Source organism: Rhizobium herbae (assembly GCF_017873135.1).
Taxonomy (GTDB): domain Bacteria; phylum Pseudomonadota; class Alphaproteobacteria; order Rhizobiales; family Rhizobiaceae; genus Pararhizobium; species Pararhizobium herbae.
In genome coordinates this window covers 33950-53642 of record NZ_JAGGJV010000006.1, presented here as the reverse complement: position 1 = coordinate 53642, position 19693 = coordinate 33950, and the positions used below count along the sequence as shown (strand labels likewise).

Sequence of the window (19693 nt, the reverse complement as noted above, 5' to 3'; positions counted from 1 at the left end):
CCCGGAGTTCTCCGTGGTTAAAATAACAAAATACATAGAGTGTCCCGTATATTTCTGAACTGGCGTTTAAGTGAGAGTGCCGAGGTTCAACCATCCAGCCGCATGATGCGGGGAGGAAATGATATGACGGTTCACGGCCTTTCGTCGCCCTTCACTCCCCACGGAGACCAGCCTTTACAGATTGCCATCGTCGGTCGCGGCTTTTCCGGACTGATGATGGCAATCGCCCTTCTGAAATCGGTCGGCCAACCTTTCCGTCTGCGCATGTTCGATCCACGGCCGATCGTCAGTGGCGGTCAGGCCCTGGCAACGGCGCGGTCCACCGAAATCCTCAACAGCCGCGCCCGCGATCTTTCCGTCTCGACTGGGGAGCCGAAGGACTTCACCCGCTGGCTGCAGGCCAATGCTCCTTTCCGCGAAGCGGTGTCGGCGGCGATCCCGGGCTTTGGCCAGATTTTCGTACCGAAGTCGACCTTCAGCGACTATGTGTATCAGCGGTTTTCGGAAGCCCTGGCACAGCGCACGGATGTCAGCGTGCAGATGTCCAACGAAGGCATCACCAGTATCCGCCGCAATGACAACGGCCTGTTCACGCTCGGCTTGGCAGATGGCAGCGAGGCAATCTACAACACCGTTGTTCTGGCCACCGGCTACGGTTTGAAAGTGCCACTGGAAAAGCCCGAGCAGGATCTGGAAGCGACGTTACGGGACCGCCGGAGTGCTCCAAGACATGTCGTCGTCATGGGCAACGGGCTGCGTGCGGTCGATCAGGTACTGCAACTGCGCGACGGCGGATTCGCCGGGCGCATCACGATCCTGTCGCGCCGCGGCTTCCTGCCGCAACCGCACACCCGGATGCCGGCAGATGCAGTCTTTCCCTCTCAACCCATGCCTTCACAGCTCCGAAACATCGTCCGCTTCGTCCGCAAGGCGTGTGCCGAGGCGGAAGAAAACGGCTGGAGCTGGCAGGCCGCCATGAACGGATTGCGCAAACGCGCTCGCACCCTGTGGGCTTCTCTGCCGCCGAGCGAAAAGCGGCAGTTCAACCGGCATCTGAGAGCAATCTACGACAGCCATCGCAACCGGCTCCCGGCGGACGTTCACGCGAGGCTCGAACGTGAACTGGCCGGCGGCTTAACCGAGATGAAACGGGGCACCACGCTCAAGCACATGCCGGATGGGCTTTTTGTGCGATGGGCCGGCCAAACGACCGGGGAGCACTTTGCCGCCGACAAAGTCATTGACTGCCGATGCCTGTCGCCTGACCTGAAAGATCCGGTGGTTGCGGATCTTCTTTCCGCCGGCCTTGCGACCACCGACGAACTCGATCTCGGTCTGGCCGTCAATCCGGCCGGCGAACTTTTGACACAGAGGGGGAGGCCAGTCGGCCTGTTTGCCATCGGCCCCCTCGGCCTCGGCTCGCTTCCCGATATCGACCTCGTTCCGGAGATCGTGACGCAGACCTATGCCGCCGCGGCACTGATCGACGCAAGAGCGCGACCGCAGCTGCAGGCGGGCTGATAGCGGTCCACGGGATCAACCCGCCAGACGGCACCGACGTTGCGGCCCGGGATCGCCGCCGTTCGCCCTCATTCCATAGCCGGAACCGAAGCGTCCTGCTTTGCGGGGCGTAACGCCTCAAGAAGTCATGCAATCCGAACGGATTTTCCGTAGCCGATTAAATTTATAGATATAATTATTTTGCAGTCGCGGCCATTCCCGGAAAGACTGGGGCCGAACCATTCCATATTTTGTACACGCTGGAGACAATCACCCCATGAGCACCGTTCCGGAAAAGATCGACGTTCTCTGGTTCCTGCCGACCCATGGCGACAGCCGCTATCTCGGCACGTCCATCGGCGGCCGCAATGTCGACCTCAACTACTTGAAGCAGGTTGCCCAGGCTGCCGACACGCTTGGCTATTACGGCGTCCTGATCCCAACGGGCCGCAGCTGCGAAGACAGCTGGATTGTCGCCTCCGCGCTGGCACCGCTCACCGAGAAGCTGCGTTTCCTCGTTGCCGTTCGTCCCGGGTTGCTGAGCCCGACGTTGGCCGCCCGTATGACCGCGACGCTCGACCGGATCTCCAACGGCCGTCTCCTCATCAATGTCGTCACCGGCGGCGACCCGATCGAGAACAAGGGCGACGGCATCCACTACTCCCATGAGGAGCGTTATGAGGTCACCGAGGAGTTCATCAACATCTACAAGGCGGTGCTGCGCGGCGAGGATGTGACGACGAAGACCAAGCACTTCGACATCGAGGACGCAAAACTCCTGTTCAAGCCGTTTCAGGATCCGCATCCGCCGCTCTATTTCGGCGGCTCGTCCGGGGTCGGCCAGCAGGTTGCCGCCCGCACGATTGACAAATACCTGACCTGGGGCGAACCGCCGGAAGACGTCGAGAAGAAGATCGCCGAGGTGAGAGCCCTGGCGGCGGCGGAAGGCCGCGAGGTCACCTTCGGCATCCGTCTCCACGTCATTGTCCGCGAGACGGCCAAGGAAGCCTGGACGGCGGCCGATGAGCTGATCAAATATGTCGACGAGGACACGATCGCCGCAGCGCAAAAGGTCTTCTCGCGAATGGATTCCGTCGGCCAGAGCCGGATGAGCAAGCTGCATGGCGGCAGCAAGGACAAGCTGGAAATCAGCCCGAACCTGTGGGCCGGTGTCGGCCTCGTTCGCGGCGGAGCAGGCACGGCATTGGTCGGCGATCCCGACCAGGTCAAGGCGCGCATCGACGAGTATCGGCAGATCGGTATCGATACTTTTATCTTCTCCGGCTATCCGCATCTGGAAGAAGCCTACAAGTTCGGTGAACTCGTGCTGCCCAACCTGCCGCTCAACCACCCGGTCAGGACTCATGCCGCCAGCGCCAACACAGGTCCCTTCGGCGAGACGATCGCCGGAGATCACCGGCCGAAGCTCAAGGTCTCCCAATCCTGACAGGCACAAAGCTCAGGCCGCCGATGGTTCCCTTTGGAAAAAACGGCAGCTTGGCGGTTTTATCTGCGACGCAACGATTAAACCGTAACGTTCAACCGTTAACCAGGGCAGTGGTCACAGAGCGGCCGCTGCCCGTGTTCGGTTGACAAACTCAAGGCAAGGCTAAAGAGTAAAACTGGTCAAAACGGCAGCGTTGGGGAGGACTTTTGTCTATGCGCGCGTTTATGCGGATTTCAGCGATCATTCTCGGTGCCCTTGCATTTTCACCCGCGCTCCATGCGGCGGAAACGGGCCGGCATGCCGTCACGACGCAGGACGGCGATTATTTCGGCTTCGATCTGCGGACGGAACAGAATGTTTCCCTCGCCGACTGCGCGAAGGTCTGCGTTGCCGATTCCTCCTGCCGTGCCTTCACCTACAATCCGAAGGTGAAGTGGTGCTTTCTCAAGTCCGACTATAACAAGCTGAATACGTTCAACGGCGCTGTCGCTGGCAAGATCATCGAAGCCACCGCATCGAACGAGCCGGATATCGGTGCGCCACCGGCGCTGTCCTTCATCACCGAACAACTCGTTGCGGACGCCCGCACCGCCAGGAATAATCTTGCGCTGACAAGCGATCAGGAAGGGCAGGGGATCAATAGCCTTCTCGCCACCGCCCATCGCGAACTTGCAGCCGGCAACGTTGCACCGGCGCTGAAAGCTTTCCAGGGCGCGCTGTCGATCACGCCGGATGACGGCGCCCTGTGGATCGAAGCGGCCCGGGCCGCCAACCGGGTCTATGGCAATACCGATTTTGCCACGCAGGCCGCACTTGCCGCGCTCAACGGGTACCAGTTGACCCGCACCACGCAGTCACGCGCCGATGCCTTGGCCGTTCTGGCGACGGCGCTTAAAAACGCCGAAAATTTCCGCGCCGCGTTGAGCGCTTTCAAGGCGAGCCTCGAACTGGTTGAAGCCAAAACCGTCCGCGCCGATTATACGGATCTGAGAACCCGGCAGGGCTTCCGCGTCACCGAACACACGATCGATTCCGACAGCGCCACGCCGCGGGTTTGCGTGCAGTTCTCCGAACCGCTGGTGAAGGCCGGCGTCGACTACACCCCGTTCGTCCTGCTCGATGGCGCCACACCCAAGGCGCTTGAAGCCAAGGGCAGCGAGATCTGCGTCGAGGGCCTGAACCACGGCCAGCGCTATAAGCTTGCCTTCCGTTCCGGCCTCCCGTCATCCGTCGATGAGCCGCTGGAAACCAACGTCAATCTCGACGTCTTTATCCCGGATCGCGCGGCGATGGTACGCTTCACCGGCGACAGCTTCGTCCTGCCGGGAACGGCGCGGCGCGGCATTCCGATCGTCTCGGTCAACACCGCCAGCGCCAACCTGAAGCTCTACCGTATCGGCGACCGCAACATCGCCTCGCTGCTGACAACCTCGCAGTTCCTGACGCAGCTCGACGGTTACAGCGCCCAGCGCATCCAGGATGAAAACGGCGAGATGGTCTGGCGGGGATCGATCGATATTTCGACGGACCTCAACAAGGAAGTGGTGACCAGCTTTCCTGTCGATGAGGCCCTGCCTCAGCGCAAGCCCGGCGTCTATGTGCTGACCGCTGTCTCGGCAACGGGAGCGAGCAACGAGTGGGACAGCCAGGCGACGCAATGGTTCGTCATTTCGGATATCGGCCTGTCCACCTATTCCGGCACGGACGGACTCTCGGTCTTCGCCCGCTCGCTCGCCAGCGCCAAGCAACTCGCCGGCATCGAATTGACGCTGCTTGCCAAGAACAACGAAATCCTTGGTTCCGCGACCACCGATGCCGATGGGCGCGTGACATTTGACGCCGGCCTGCTGCGCGGCACCGCGGCGATGGCACCGGCTGTCATCACCGCAAAGAGCAGCGCCGACGATTTCGTTTTCCTCGATCTTACCCGCGCCGGTTTCGACCTTTCGGATCGCGGCGTCACCGGGCGCGCAGCGCCGGGTGCCATAGATGTGCTGACCTGGACCGAGCGCGGCATCTATCGTGCCGGCGAAACCGTGCACGTCTCGGCCCTTGCCCGCGACAGCGCGTCGGTCGCAATCGAAAAACTGCCGCTGACTTTCGTCTTCATGCGCCCCGATGGTGTCGAAGACCGCCGCGTCGTCAGTGACGGCGGGCTGGCCGGCGGATATGCGCTCGATCTTCCCCTGCAGCCGAACGCCATGCGCGGCACCTGGACCGTACAGATCTACACCGACCCCAAGGGCACGGCGATCAGCGAGAAGCAGTTCCAGGTCGATGACTTCGTGCCCGACCGGGTCGAGTTCGATATGGCGAGCACCGTCAAGCAGATCGAGATCGGCAAACCGACGCCCGTCACCATCGACGGCCGCTTCCTCTATGGAGCGCCGGCCGCGGGGCTGGAGCTCGAAGGCGAGGTTGGCCTGAAGCCGACCCGCGAAAGCGCCGACTTCAAGGGTTACTTCTTCGGCCTCGCCGACGAGGAAGCGACGGAAGACAGCCGCACGACGCTGGAAGGTCTCGAACCACTCGACGAGGACGGCAAGGCAACCTTCGATGTCGATCTGACCGAAACCCCATCGACCACGCAACTGCTCAATGCCAACATCACCGTGCGCGTCCAGGAAGCCGGCGGTCGGGCTGTCGAACGGTCGCTCGTCCTGCCGGTCAAGCCGGAAGGCGCGATGATCGGCATCAAGCCGGAATTTTCCGGTGACCTTGCAGAAAACGCCGTCGGCAAATTCCATGTCATCGCCATCGACCAGAGCGGCGAGAAGCAGGCCAAGTCCGGCCTGACCTGGAAGCTTCTGCGTGTCGAGCAGGACTATCAGTGGTACCGCGACGGCACCGCATGGAAATACGAACCGGTAATTTCGACCAAGCAGGTCTCGACCGGCACGCTCGACGTCACCAAGGATGGCGGCGAGATTTCGCTCTCGGCCGACTGGGGCCGGTACAGGCTCGAAGTCGAGACGTCCGATATCGATGGACCGACATCCAGCGTGGAATTCGATTCCGGCTGGTATGTGACGACCACCTCGACGGAAACGCCTGACGGACTGGAGGTCGCGCTCGACAAGGAAAACTACGCACTCGGCGACACAGCCAAGCTGCGTATCTCGCCGCGTTTTGCCGGCGAAGTTCTGGTGACGATCGGCTCGGAAAAGCTGATCGGAACGAAAACCGCGACTATTTCTGCCGAAGGTGGCGAGATCGATATTCCGGTCACCGCCGATTTTGGCGGCGGCGCCTATGTTACGGCAACGCTCTATCGTCCGGGCGATGCCCAGGAAAGTCGCATGCCGATGCGGGCCATCGGCATCAAGTGGCTGGCCGTCGATCCGGCCGACCGCAAGCTCTCCGTCAAGCTCGACCTGCCGGAAAAGACGCTGCCGCGGCAAACGCTGAATATTCCGGTAGAGGTCACCGGGGCAGGGGTTGGCGATGAAGCCTATGTGACGATCGCCGCCGTCGATGTCGGCATCCTCAACCTGACCCGCTACGAAGTGCCTGATCCGGATGGCTGGTATTTCGGCCAACGCCAGCTTGGCCTTGAAATCCGCGACCTCTACGGCCGCCTGATCGATGGCTCGCTCGGCGCGACAGGACGCCTGCGCACCGGCGGCGACGGCGGCCAGATGCCGCTTCAGGGCAATCCGCCGACCGAAAAGCTGGTGGCGTTCTTCTCCGGTCCGGTCCAGCTCGATGCCGGCGGCAAGGCGATCGTCAGTTTCGATATCCCGCAGTTCAACGGCACCGCCCGCGTCATGGCGGTCGCCTGGTCGAAAACCGGCGTCGGCCATGCCAGCGCCGATGTCATCATCCGCGATCCGGTCGTGGTGACGGCAAGTCTGCCGCAATTCCTTGCGCCGGGAGACAAGGCCGAACTGCGGCTGGATATCGCCAATACCGACGGTCCGGCAGGAGATCTCAATCTCAAGGTCACCAGCAGCTCCGCTGTCGTGATCGATGCTGCCGAAGCCGAGCAGACCTTCAGCGTCAAGCCGGGTGGTAAGTTCGACCTCACCCTGCCGCTGTCCGGCGTTCATCCTGGTGATGGCGCCATCTCGATCGAGCTTTCGAGCGCCGATGGCCTGTCACTGCAGCAATCCGTTTCCGTTCCGGTGCGGCCCGCTGCCCTGCCGGTGACGACACGACACCCGATCACCATCCAGCCGAATACCAGCCTGAAGGTGGATGGCGAACTGCTGGCCGAAAGCATGCTGCAGGGTTCGGCCGTCAGCATCAGCGTGACACGCTCCGCCGCCTTCGACATTCCAGCCCTTCTGACGTCGCTCGACCGCTACCCCTATGGCTGCGCCGAGCAGACGACCAGCCGGGCGCTGCCGCTGCTCTATCTCAGCGAACTCGCCAAGCAATCCGGCCTGCCGGAGGATGGCGACGTTCAGAAGCGCGTGCAGGAAGCGATCTACCGCGTGCTGTCCTATCAGTCGTCGACAGGCAGCTTCGGTCTCTGGAGCCCCGGCTCCGGCGATCTCTGGCTCGACGCCTATGTCACGGACTTCCTGACCCGGGCTCGCGAACAGAAGTATCAGGTGCCCGATCAGGCCATGGTGCAGGCGCTCGACAACCTGCAGAATGCGCTGAGCTACGACATCGACATGAAGAGCCAGGGTAACGAAATCGCCTACGCGCTCTATGTGCTGGCCCGTAACCGCAAGGCTGCGATCAGCGATCTGCGCTACTATGCCGACACGAAGCTTTCCGAATTCCCGACACCGCTATCGAAGGGTCATCTGGCCGCGGCACTTGCCCTTTACGGCGATGCGCAGCGTTCCCAGAGCATTTTCGAAGATGCCCTGCAGATGACGACGACGGCGACCAATATCAGTCTTGACCGTTCCGACTACGGCTCGGCCCTGCGCGACGATGCCGCCGTGCTGACGTTGGCCGCTGAAAGCCGTCCCGTCCCGACGATCATCCCGCAGCTTGCCAAGATCGTTGCCCGCGAATGGGAAAAACAGTCCTACACAAGCACGCAGGAGCAGATGTGGACGCTGCTTGCCGCCCGCGCCATCCAGGGCGGAGATCAGGATCTGAAGCTCGACATCAATGGAACGGCGCGCAGCGGCGGTTACGCGGCTCGTCTCACCGGCGATGAAATCCTCGATCAGCCGGTGACGATCACCAACCGGTCGAGCGAGCCGGTGGCTGCCGTGGTGACCACCGTCGCAGCACCTGCTTTCCCGCTGCCCGCCGGCGGCAACGGCTTCAGCATCCAGCGCACCTACTATACGCTCGACGGCGAGGAAGCCAATGTCACTGAGGCCAAGCAGAACGAGCGCTATGTGGTCGTCATCAACGCCACGGAGAGCAACAGTTGGCCGTCGCGCGTGCTGATCACCGACCTCCTGCCGGCCGGTTTCGAAATCGACAATCCGACCCTGGTCGATAGCGCCAAGCTGTCGAACTTCGAATGGATCGGCGAAGTCGAGGCGGCGCATACGGAGTTCCGCAGCGACCGTTTCGTCGCCGCTTTCGATCGGTCGGCCGGTGATAATCGCACCATCACGGTCGCCTATGTCGTTCGCGCCGTCACGCCGGGCACCTATGATCATCCGGCGGCAAGCGTCGAGGACATGTACCGGCCGCAATTCTCCGCGCGCAGCGCGGTGGGTCGCATGGAGGTTCAGGCGGTCGAATAATGTCTCTCTGGTGGAAATCCTGCGCCGCATTGCTGGGCTCCGCGCTTTTGTGCGTGGCCGCGATGTTCGGCCTTGACGCAGCCGACCGTGCCTATCCGCCGCCGCTGGACACGGCGCGCACCGTATCCGCCGAAGTTCTCGATGCGGATGGGCAGCTTTTGCGCGCCTTCGCGACACCCGAGGGCCGCTGGCGGTTGCAGACGACGGCTGCGGATGTCGATCCGCAATTCGTCCGCATGCTGATTGCCTATGAGGACCAGCGTTTCTGGGAGCATAAAGGTGTCGATCCCTGGGCTCTCATGCGCGCCGCCTGGCAGTTCGCAACCCACGGCCGGATCGTGTCCGGCGCGTCCACACTGTCGATGCAGGTGGCGCGCCTGATCGAGCCGCGCGAAGGCCGCTCCTTTACGGCCAAACTCCGCCAGCTTGCGCGCGCCATCCAGATCGAACGTCGCCTGAGCAAGGCAGAAATCCTCGACCTCTACCTGACGCACGCGCCCTATGGCGGCAATCTCGAGGGCATCCGCGCCGCAAGTCTTGCCTATTTCGGCAAGGAGCCCCGGCGCTTGAGCGTTGCCGAGGCAGCCTTGCTTGTCGCTCTTCCTCAATTGCCGGAAAAACGGCGTCCCGATCGGCACCTGAAAACGGCGGAAACTGCGCGCCAGCGTGTACTCGAACGCATGGCGGTTTCGGCCGTTATCGGGGAAGGGGAGGCGGAGCGCGCCGCTTCCTTTGCAGTTCCTCACCGTCGCCTACAACTGCCGGCCCTTGCAGCCCATCTCGCAGAAGCGGCGCTGAGAAAAGAGCCTAAAGTCACCCAGCATCAGACGACGCTGCGACGCTCCATCCAAACGGGTCTCGAAACGGTCGCCAAGGAAGCCGCTGCCCGGCTTGGCCCGAAAGTGTCGATTGCCATGGTCATGGCCGACGCGCGCACCGGCGAGATCGTCGGCGAACTCGGTTCCGCCGATTATTTCGATGCCAGCCGCTCCGGCTGGATCGACATGACCCGCATTGCAAGATCGCCGGGCTCGACGCTGAAACCCTTCATCTACGGCCTCGCCTTCGAAGAGGGGCTGGTCTCGCAGGAAACCATCATCGAGGATCGGCCGGCGGATTTCTTCGGCTATCGCCCACGCAATTTCGACATGACCTATCAGGGCGATGTCAGCATCCGGCAGGCGCTGCAACTGTCGCTCAACGTTCCCGCCGTCCGGCTGCTCGATTCCGTTGGCCCGAGCCGACTGATGATGCGCTTCCGTCGCGCCGACGTCAGGCCGATCCTGCCGCAGAACGAGGCACCCGGCCTTGCAATTGGCCTCGGCGGACTGGGTGTCAATCTGAAAGACCTCGTGCAGCTCTACGCAGCGCTTGCCAATCGCGGCAAGCCGGTACGACTGGGCGACGGCATCCAGGGGCAAGCTGGCGCCATCGAGAGCGAGCCGCTTCTCGACCCGGTCGCCACGTGGCAGGTCGCCGACATCCTCTCGGGGGTGCTGCCGCCGGCCGGCGCCGTTCAGCGCGGCATCGCCTACAAGACCGGAACGAGCTACGGCTACCGCGACGCGTGGTCGGTCGGTTTCGATGGCCGTTATGTCCTCGGCGTCTGGGTCGGCCGTCCGGACAACGGCGCGGTACCGGGCCTGACCGGCTACGGAACCGCCGCGCCGATCCTGTTCGAGGGCTTTGCCAAATCCGGTATCGCCATCACGCCGCTGCCGCGTGCCCCGGCCGGCGCAGTGCGTATCGCCCAATCGCAATTGCCGATCAGCCAGCGGCGTTTTTCGCTGACCTCAAGCGGTCTCGTCTCGGCGACTGTCCGCGAGGCAGCTCCGCAGATCGTCTACCCACCAGAAGGCGCCCGCGTGGAATTGGGCGTCGATACCGCTGGCACGCCCATGCCGCTTGTCCTCAAGTTGCAAGGGGGGCGGGCGCCGTTCCGCTGGCTTGCCAATGGAAAACCGCTGGCGGAGACATCGCGCCGGCGCGTCAATCAATGGATACCCGATGGTGCCGGCTATTCCACATTGACAGTCATCGACGCGGCCGGCCGGGCTGCAAGCGTGCGGGTCTTCCTCAACTAAGGCCGCCTCTTGTTGTCATCATACTGAGTGCAACGGCCAACCGATTGGGCGTCTCCCAATTCTGCCCCCTCATGAATGGGGATTCCCGAAAGCAACCTCATGATTTATCAGTGAGCGATGACTTGGCCCAACCTGATTCGAAAATTCGCTTCACCACGATCTTTCTTCGAAGGAACAGACCGCGGCCATTTGCCTTTTCCGAGCCTCTCAACGCTCCAATATTCGCTCGCCGGCATCATTCTATCGCTTGGCCTAGCGGGTTGCGCTGGCCGCGAGGGCGTGCGGCTGTCCGATACGGCAACCACCGTTCCGGATGAAACCGCGCTCGCCCTGCCGGCACCCGGCGGGCCTGCAATCGTCAACATCGTCGAACGCCGTTTCAGCAACGCGACCCAGCAGGATATATTCCTGTTCACATCCGCATCCACACCCGGCCAGAATGTCCTGCGCGTGCAATTGTTCGGGCCGGTCGGGTCGCAGCTCGATGGGCAAAAATCGCTCGCCTATTCCTCCATTCGAGCCAGCGACATCGCCAAGGAAATGCGCCGCGAGTTTCCGGGCATCGCACTCAGGCAGTCACCTCTGTATCTGCAAAACAACTACGGGCCCTTCAGCTACGCCTACGGCCACGGCCGCGGAAACGATGCGTGCCTCTATGCGTGGCAGCAGGTTCGTTCGCCCGAGGAGGCAAGAACGGTCTTCCAGAACAGAGGCACGATCCAGGTCCGCCTGCGTCTCTGTGAAGAGGATGCGAGCGAAGAGAAGTTGCTGGGCACGATGTACGGATACACGATCCGGGGCGCATTCAATGCCGCCGGCTGGAACCCTTACGGCGAACCGCCGAGCGTTGAGCCAACGCTCGGCCGGACCGGAAACCCGATCTACCCCAAGAGCAACGACCTGAGAGACGATGCCCCGCCGGCGATGGAGGTCGTTCGGCCCCGAGCTGTTTCGCGGCAAAGGCAAGCCGTTCTCCCCGCCGAAAAGGTCGAGCCGATCAAACAAGCTGCGTCGAAAGAAACCATTCCTTTACCAACAAACGCGGATATAGACGCTGTCGTTGTCCCTTCGCCGGACTGTATGAAACAGTCGGAGGGGCCCGGACACTGCAAATAACCTCGGCATGATTCGAATTGCCGATCGCAGTTTGTGTTGACCATGGCGTTTTGAGGGCTTCCGTTGGCAAATGACCCGCCATCGGCCGGCCTCCTGAAAGGCAGCCACCATGCGCAAGGCCGGTATTATCCTTTTCTGGGCAATTGCCTCCCTCTGCGTCATTGCGCTGGTCACATTGCCGATCAACCTGCAAACACAGTTGATCGCCAGCATCGCCGTCGTCACCTTCATGGCCGTGCTCAAGATTCTTCGGGCAGAAGGAACATGGCGCCTGACCGCCCTTGCCTTCGGCACCGCGATCGTCATGCGCTATGTCTACTGGCGCACGACCAGCACGCTGCCGCCGCTGAACCAGCTTGAAAACTTCATTCCCGGCTTCCTGCTCTATCTGGCAGAAATGTACAGCGTCATGATGCTGGCGCTGAGCCTGTTCGTCGTTTCAATGCCGCTGCCGTCACGCCCATCGCGCGCAGCATCGCCGGGCAAATATCCGAGCGTCGACGTCTTCGTGCCAACCTACAATGAAGACTCCCACCTCCTCGCCAACACTCTGGCTGCAGCCAAAGCCATGGACTACCCGGCAGACAAGCTTACCGTCTGGCTTCTCGACGACGGCGGCACGTTGCAAAAGCGGACTTCGGCGAACCTTCTCGAAGACCAGATGGCGAAGGCCCGGCATCAGGAACTGCAGATCCTCAGCGAGGATCTCGGGGTGCGCTATCTGACGCGCGATCGCAACGAACATGCCAAGGCGGGCAATCTCAACAACGGCATGAAGCATTCGCAGGGCGAACTGATCGCGGTCTTTGACGCCGATCACGCGCCTGCCCGGGACTTCCTGCTGGAGACTGTCGGTTATTTCGAAGACGATCCGAGACTGTTCCTCGTCCAGACGCCGCATTTCTTTCTCAATCCCGATCCGGTCGAGCGCAATCTGCGCACTTTCGAGAAGATGCCGAGCGAGAACGAGATGTTCTACGGCATCATCCAGCGCGGCCTCGACAAATGGAATGCCTCGTTCTTCTGCGGCTCGGCGGCCGTACTGCGGCGGCAGGCGCTCGACCAGACCGGCGGCTTCAGTGGCGTCAGCATCACCGAAGACTGCGAAACCGCGATCGATCTTCATGCCAGCGGCTGGAACAGCGTCTATGTCGATCGGCCGCTGATTGCCGGATTGCAGCCGGCGACCTTTGCCAGCTTCATCGGCCAGCGCAGCCGCTGGGCGCAGGGCATGATGCAGATCCTGCGATTCAAGTTCCCGCTCCTGAAGCGTGGCCTGTCGATCCCGCAGCGCCTTTGCTATATGTCATCGACGCTGTTCTGGCTCTTTCCGTTCCCGCGCACCATCTTCCTCTTCGCGCCGCTCTGCTATCTGTTCTTCGATCTGGAAATCTTCACCGCGTCCGGCGGCGAGTTCCTTGGCTACACGCTCGCCTACATGCTCGTGAACCTGATGATGCAGAACTACCTCTACGGTTCGTTCCGCTGGCCGTGGATTTCGGAACTCTACGAATATGTCCAGACGGTCCATCTTCTGCCCGCCGTCGTTTCGGCAATCGTCAATCCGAGAAAACCGAGCTTCAAGGTGACGGCGAAAGACGAATCCGTTCTGGTCAGCCGCCTGTCGGAAATCAGCCGGCCGTTCTTCATCATATTCGCCGTTCTGCTTTTCGCCCTGCTCGTCACCGCCTATCGCGTCTATACCGAGCCCTACAAGGCCGACGTCACCCTGGTGGTCGGCGGCTGGAACCTTCTCAACCTCATCCTCGCCGGCTGCGCGCTCGGCGTTGTTTCCGAACGAGGCGAGAAATCGGCGACACGGCGGGTCAAGGTCACGCGCCGGTGCGAGTTTGGGCTCGACGATAACTGGTATCCGGCAACCATTGATGACGTCTCTGTCCATGGCGCCCGGATTAACGTCTATGCGAAGTCAATCGGATTGCTGGCCGTCGACACGCGTGGCCTGATCCGGTTCAAGCCCCATGGCAGCGACATCGAGGAGATCCTTCCGGTCGCCGTCCGGAACACGCAGGTCGATGGAGATATTGTTACGATCGGCTGTCAATATCTGCCGGAAGCTGCCCGCCATCACAGCCTCGTCGCCGATCTGATCTTCGCGAATTCGCAGCAATGGACCGAATTCCAGCTGTCGCGCCGGGGCAACCCCGGTCTCTTTCGAGGCACTCTCTGGTTCTTCGGGCTTGCCTTTTACCAGACAAGCCGGGGCCTGGCCTATTTCTTCAGCAACCGAGGAGCGGGCGACAAGGCGCGGAAATCCGCAGGGGCGAAAAAATGATGCGGCATCTGCTTCTCGCTCTGACCTTCGCTGCATTGTCGAACACCTTGCTTCATGCTCAAACGCTGCCGTTCGACATGACGCCGGAACGTCCGGCACTGACTTCCCCGACGGAAGGGCAGGGGGGAAATGGCACGGTTCAGCCTGCGCCGGCCGTTACGCCTGTTGTCGAACCGGCGGAAACCGAAGCCTTCCAGCGATATATTCTTCCCAACGGCAATCTGGGGCTGACCGGCGAGTTCGAAGACCGCACCTGGTCGGTCTACCTGACCCCACGGCAGGCAGCCAGCGGGGCAAGACTCAATCTCGGCTACCAGAATTCGATTTTCGTCGCACCTGAAGCCTCCCGCCTTTCGGTAGAGGTCAACAACACGAATATCTCGGATCAGCCTATCCGTTCGCCCGAATCCGTCTCGGAACTGAGCCTCGATATTCCGAAAGGCCTGCTGAAGCCGGGGTCGAACCTGATCAGGCTGCGCTCAAGCCAGCGTCACCGTACGGATTGCTCCATTCAATCGACATACGAACTCTGGTCGAACATCGACGCGGAAAAGACCTATCTGAGCTTTGCCGACAATGCGGCACAGGTTTTTCAAAGCCTTGACGATATCAGGGCGATCGGCGTCAACGAAAGCGGCCTTACCCGGTTCAATTTCGTCGTCCCCGCGCTGGAGCAGCCCGGCACCACGATATCGCTGATGCGCCTTGCGCAGGGTCTGGCCGTCCTCGCCGACATGCCCAACCAGTCCTTCTCGTTCGATACGGATCACATGATCGCATCACGGCCCGGCGAAATGACAGTCCTGGTCGGCACGCCCGCCGAGCTGCAGCCCTATCTTCCGTCCCTGCCGACCGGCGCCGGCTCCGCGCCGGTTGCCGGATTTGTCGAAGATCCGAAGACCGGTACGCCTGTACTCGTTCTTACCGGCCCGACATGGCAGGCAATCCGCACGGCCATCGAAAGCATCGTCGCACCAACCGACGTCGTGGCTCCGGTCCGTCGCGACGTGATCACGACGCAACGGTGGCGCGCTCCCGACGCACCGTTCCTTTTTTCCGACACCCGGCTTCGCTTCTCCCAGCTCGGCCTCAACACGGAGCAATTTTCCGGCAGGCGGTTCCGCACGGATTTCGCAATCGGCGTTCCCTCCGACTTCTATGCAGCCGCTTACGGAGAAGCCGTCATCCTTCTCGATGCTGCCTATTCCCCAAACATTCTGCCCGGCAGCCATATCGATATCTACGTCAACGGAAGCATTGCTTCCACGGTTCCGATTACCTCCTCCGGCGGCGGCATCCTCCGCCATCTGCCAATCAACGTGACGATGCGGCATTTCCGTCCGGGTGTGAACACGATTGCCATTGAGGCCATCCTTAAGACCGAGGACGACACAGTGTGCGCACCCGGGGCGACCGGCGCGGAAACGCCGCGGTTTGCTCTTTTCGATACGTCCGAATTCCACATGCCGGACTTCGCCCGCATCGGCCAGCTGCCCAATCTGGCGGCAACGGCCGGCACAGGCGCTCCTTACGGCAGGATCCTGGAGGCCATTCCGCTCTTCATGGATCGCATCGACGCCGATACGCTTTCTGCTGCCGCAACATTCCTCGGGCGACTGGCCGTTGGCGCGGGGCATCCGATTGCAGTCGAGACGGTTGCGTCTCCGGCATTGATTGGCAACAGAAGCGCGATCTTCATCGGCTCCCTCTCTCAGATGCCGCAAATGGTCTTTACCCAGATGAATATAGCGGAGACAAGCCGCAACACCTGGGGGCCTGATCCCGGTGGCCAGGCCGAAGGCGTCGATACGCAGGCCGCCCTCGACGAATGGCGCCAAAAGCTGCGCGGCGGCCTGTGGAGCGGACAGATCAACGCGTTCGAGGCCTGGTTGAAGCGGAACTTCGACATAACGTTGACATCGCTGCGTTTCGCAGCCACGTCCGAAAGCAGCTTCACGCCGTCGAACGAGGCATCGCTGCTGGTGGCGCAGGGACCAAGTCCCGATGGCAACGGCACATGGACCGTCGTGGCCGCACCGACGGGCAGGGGGCTGCATGAGGGCATGCAGGCTCTGAGCGCGCAATCAAATTGGGAGCAACTTGCCGGCCGCATCACGACCTACCAGCGCGGCACCAAAACGGTTGAGGCCGTGCCGGTCAACGCCTTCGATTTCATGCCGACCCAGCCTGCGTCATTTTCCAACTATCGGCTCATCGCCGCCAACTGGCTGTCGACCAACATCCTGTCCTATGCTGTATTGCTGGCAGGCCTTGCCATCATACTGGGCCTGGCGACCGCCACGCTGCTCGGCAATCTCGGGCGGCGGCGATGACGGGGAAACTGCTTGCGGCCCTCCTTGCAGGCATTTTCAGCTTCTGCCTGATAAATACTCCGGCTGCTGCACAGCAACCCTTGATCGCCGCCGAGGCCTGGCAGGCCTACAAGGACAAATTTCTCGATCCAGGCGGCCGCATCATCGATGATGCCAACGGCAATATCAGCCACAGCGAAGGGCAGGGTTATGGGCTGCTTCTCTCGGTCCTTGCCGGCAGCCCTGCGGATTTCGAACTGATCTGGGCCTTCACGCGGACGGAATTGTTGCTGCGCAACGATGGGCTGGCCGCCTGGAAATGGAACCCCGGCACCAAACCGCATGTCACCGACATCAACAACGCGACAGATGGGGATATCCTGATTGCCTACGCACTGGGTCTCGCGGGACAACAGTGGAGGCGACAGGACTACATCGCGGCAGGATCGAACATCGCCCGCGCGATCCTGGAAAAAACCGTCATTCAACACGCAGGCCGTACCCTGCTGCTGCCGGGTGCAGCCGGATTTTCCGCCGCGGACAGGCAGGACGGTCCGGTCATCAATCCGTCCTACTGGATATTCGAAGCCTTTCCGGTACTCGATAGACTGGCGCCGTCGCCGGATTGGGCGAAGCTTCGCGATGATGGTATCGTGATTATCCGGGACCTTCGCTTCGGCCCCAGGCAGCTGCCATCGGATTGGGTATCGTTGACATCACCACCCGGACCCGCGGCCGGCTTTCCCGCCGAATTCGGCTACAACGCGCTGCGAATCCCACTGTATCTCGTCCGTGGAGAGGTGACGGACCGAGAATTTCTGGCCAGATTGATGCGGGCAACGTCGGGTGCAACCGGAACAGTGACAACCATAGATATATTGTCCGGCACAACGAAGGACAACCTCTCGGATCCGGGTTATCGAATTGTTAACCATATTCTGGCCTGTGTGATGGACAAGACCCCTCTGCCGGCAGATGTGAAACTGTTCACGCCGACACGATACTACCCTTCGACGCTCCACTTGCTGGGGTTATCTTTTGTCGCTGCGAAGCAGCCGGAGTGCTTATGAAGTCGTCGTTCATCGCTTTATCAGTAGCGATCATCGCGACCGTCAGCATCGTCGGGATGAAGAAGCCCGACTATGTGAAGCATGCGATGCAGACTTTCTCGCCTTCGAGCGAGGAAGAGCGTACCCCACTGTCTTCGCAGCTGGCTCAACAGCAACCGGCCCTGCGCACCGATAGCGAAAAGGCGCCGGTATTTCAGGAAATCAAGCGTCCGGCCCAGCCCGTGATCGATACCGTCGTCACCGCCGCAACGGCGTCCGTGGTCGATGAAAGTGCATTGCGCTATTTTGCCAGCCGTGGCGATACGGCAAGGTTGCAGGCGGAAATCTCCCGCCTGAAAGCGCTTTATCCGGATTGGGTTCCGCCGAAGGATCCGCTGGCCGTTCCTCAGAACGAAGACAAGCAGCTGGAAACCATGTGGCAGCTCTATTCGCAGGCGCGTTATGCCGAGGTCCACAAGGCCATTGCCGAACGGCAGGCATCGGAGCCCGCCTGGAAACCGCCCGCAGACCTGATCGATCGTCTGACCGTCGCTGAAGCCCGCACGCGCCTGATCAACGCCTCGGATCTGAAGCAGTATGAAACCGTCGTGCGGATCGGATCGGAAACGCCGAGCCTGCTCACCTGCAGCGAAGTCGACGTGTTGTGGCGCGTGGCCGAAGCTTTCTTCCGCACAGACAAGGCCCAGCGAGCGACGGACGCCTATACCTATATTCTGAACAATTGCCAGAATGCCGCCGAGCGCCTTGCCACCATCCAGAAGGCTGCCGCCATTCTCCCCGCCAAGAGCATCGAGGATCTGCTGTCCAAGGAGAAAACGGCGCCTGACGGCACGATGGAATTCGACAGTATCCGCGACGATCTCGCCCGCCGGTTTATCGCGGAGGCGAACGGCGACGGAAAGATCGTCGTCCCGCCCCAATATATCTCGCGCTTGGAACGGCTGGCCGAGACCGGTGGACTTGCCTCGGACGCCCTGCTTCTCGGTTGGTACTACCTGCCGCGTGGTGACATGGAGGCGGCGGAAAAATGGTTCCGCAAAGCCCACGACAAGGAAGACACCGCCTCTGCATCGCAAGGGCTGGCGCTCGCGCTGATCGACCGCAACGATCAGCTCGCGGCCGAAGACACGATGTATCGCTGGCGCGACGATTCCAAGGATGCCAAAGCGGTCTATCTTGCAGCCACGGCGAACCTGCTCGCGCTTGATCCACCGGTCTCCATCACGGCCGAGGTGCTGAAGCGGATTGCCGCCGAGGTGATAAAATCACGCGACGCGGTCACTGCCCAGCAATTCGGCTGGTACGCCCGCGCCCTGAACCAGCCGCAGACGGCCCTGCAATGGTTCAAGACCGCGCTCGGCTGGAAGCTTGACGACGAGCCTTCTGCCTACGGTCTGGCCGTGACGTATCTGCAACTGGAAGACATGAAAGGCCTTGCCGAAATCCAAAGGCTTTGGGCTGGCCGGTCGGAACGCATCGCCAGGGTCGGGGAGGTGGAAGAAGCGCCGAAGACCACGGAAAAGCGGTTGCCGCTTCCCAAGGAAACGGTTGTCGCCAGACGCCAACCCCGAACGGCAGCAGTCACCGAAGAAGCCGGCTACGACCAGGCAACCGAGGTCGTCGTCACACGACCGCGTAGAACCGTCACGGTCAGCCGCGGCTGCAAATCCACGGTCAATCCGCAAACCCTGGCGCCGGAGGCCGCGCTGACACGCGGCTGGTGCCTGATGGAATTGAACAGGCCAATGGAAGCAGCTGCCGCCTTCGAGGTCGGCATGCTCGGATCGTCTGCGAAAACACGCGAGGACTCAGCCTATGGCCAGAGCCTTGCCTATCTCCGCGCCGGCCTTGCAAGCAAGGCGGCCGTCTCCGCCATCAAGGCGCCGCAGAACCGCAAGCGTGCATTCGAACTGCAACAGGCCATTCTGGCCGACAAGGCCGTCGCAGCCTTCGACGCCGGCCGGTCCCGGGAAGCCTTGCTGGTACTTGACCAGTTGAAACAGCTTGGGCCCGAACGAACGGATCTCTTGTCCTTGCGGGGCTATGCCTATCTCAGGCTGAAACGCTATGCCGACGCGCGACGGGTTTTCGAGGCGCTCGCTTCCATCGGCAATCGCGACGGCCAGCGTGGACTTGGCATTCTCTACCAGATATTCAACGACAAGGATTGACCGGGACCAAGGGCTCCCCCGGCTTTCCGGT

9 protein-coding genes are annotated in these 19693 nt (G+C 61.6%); all 9 read left to right on the top strand.

Translation table 11 applies throughout. From position 1 onward, the window contains the following. Positions 1-123: 123 nt before the first annotated feature. The gene (locus J2Z75_RS16820) at positions 124-1521 is read left to right on the top strand and encodes an FAD/NAD(P)-binding protein (protein WP_209853934.1); all 1398 of its coding nucleotides are present in this window, start codon (positions 124-126) and stop codon (positions 1519-1521) included. A 256-nt stretch (positions 1522-1777) separates the two neighbouring features. After that, a complete protein-coding gene (ssuD, locus tag J2Z75_RS16815) occupies positions 1778-2947 on the top strand; it encodes an FMNH2-dependent alkanesulfonate monooxygenase (protein ID WP_209853933.1) in 1170 nt (389 codons plus the stop codon). Positions 2948-3159: 212 nt separating this feature from the next. Continuing rightward, positions 3160-8613, top strand: a complete 5454-nt coding sequence (locus J2Z75_RS16810; protein ID WP_209853932.1) for an alpha-2-macroglobulin family protein — start codon at positions 3160-3162, stop codon at positions 8611-8613. Then, complete coding sequence (gene pbpC / locus J2Z75_RS16805) at positions 8613-10697, top strand: penicillin-binding protein 1C (protein ID WP_209853931.1); 2085 nt, start codon at positions 8613-8615, stop codon at positions 10695-10697. Before J2Z75_RS16810 ends, pbpC begins: the two co-directional genes overlap by 1 nt. A gap of 189 nt (positions 10698-10886) precedes the next feature. Next, positions 10887-11813: a cellulose biosynthesis protein BcsN gene (gene bcsN, locus J2Z75_RS16800; RefSeq protein WP_234937392.1), complete on the top strand. Its 927-nt coding sequence runs from the start codon at positions 10887-10889 to the stop codon at positions 11811-11813. A 109-nt stretch (positions 11814-11922) separates the two neighbouring features. Then, positions 11923-14109, top strand: coding sequence for a UDP-forming cellulose synthase catalytic subunit (bcsA, locus tag J2Z75_RS16795; protein WP_209853929.1), 2187 nt, complete (start codon positions 11923-11925; stop codon positions 14107-14109). Beyond that, positions 14109-16442, top strand: a complete 2334-nt coding sequence (locus tag J2Z75_RS16790) for a cellulose biosynthesis cyclic di-GMP-binding regulatory protein BcsB (RefSeq protein ID WP_407692778.1) — start codon at positions 14109-14111, stop codon at positions 16440-16442. Before bcsA ends, J2Z75_RS16790 begins: the two co-directional genes overlap by 1 nt. Further along, entirely contained in the window at positions 16439-17491 is a 1053-nt protein-coding gene (locus J2Z75_RS16785; protein WP_209853927.1) for a glycosyl hydrolase family 8, read from the top strand. Before J2Z75_RS16790 ends, J2Z75_RS16785 begins: the two co-directional genes overlap by 4 nt. Next, a complete protein-coding gene (locus J2Z75_RS16780; RefSeq protein ID WP_209853926.1) occupies positions 17488-19662 on the top strand; it encodes a cellulose synthase in 2175 nt (724 codons plus the stop codon). Before J2Z75_RS16785 ends, J2Z75_RS16780 begins: the two co-directional genes overlap by 4 nt. Positions 19663-19693: the final 31 nt, after the last annotated feature.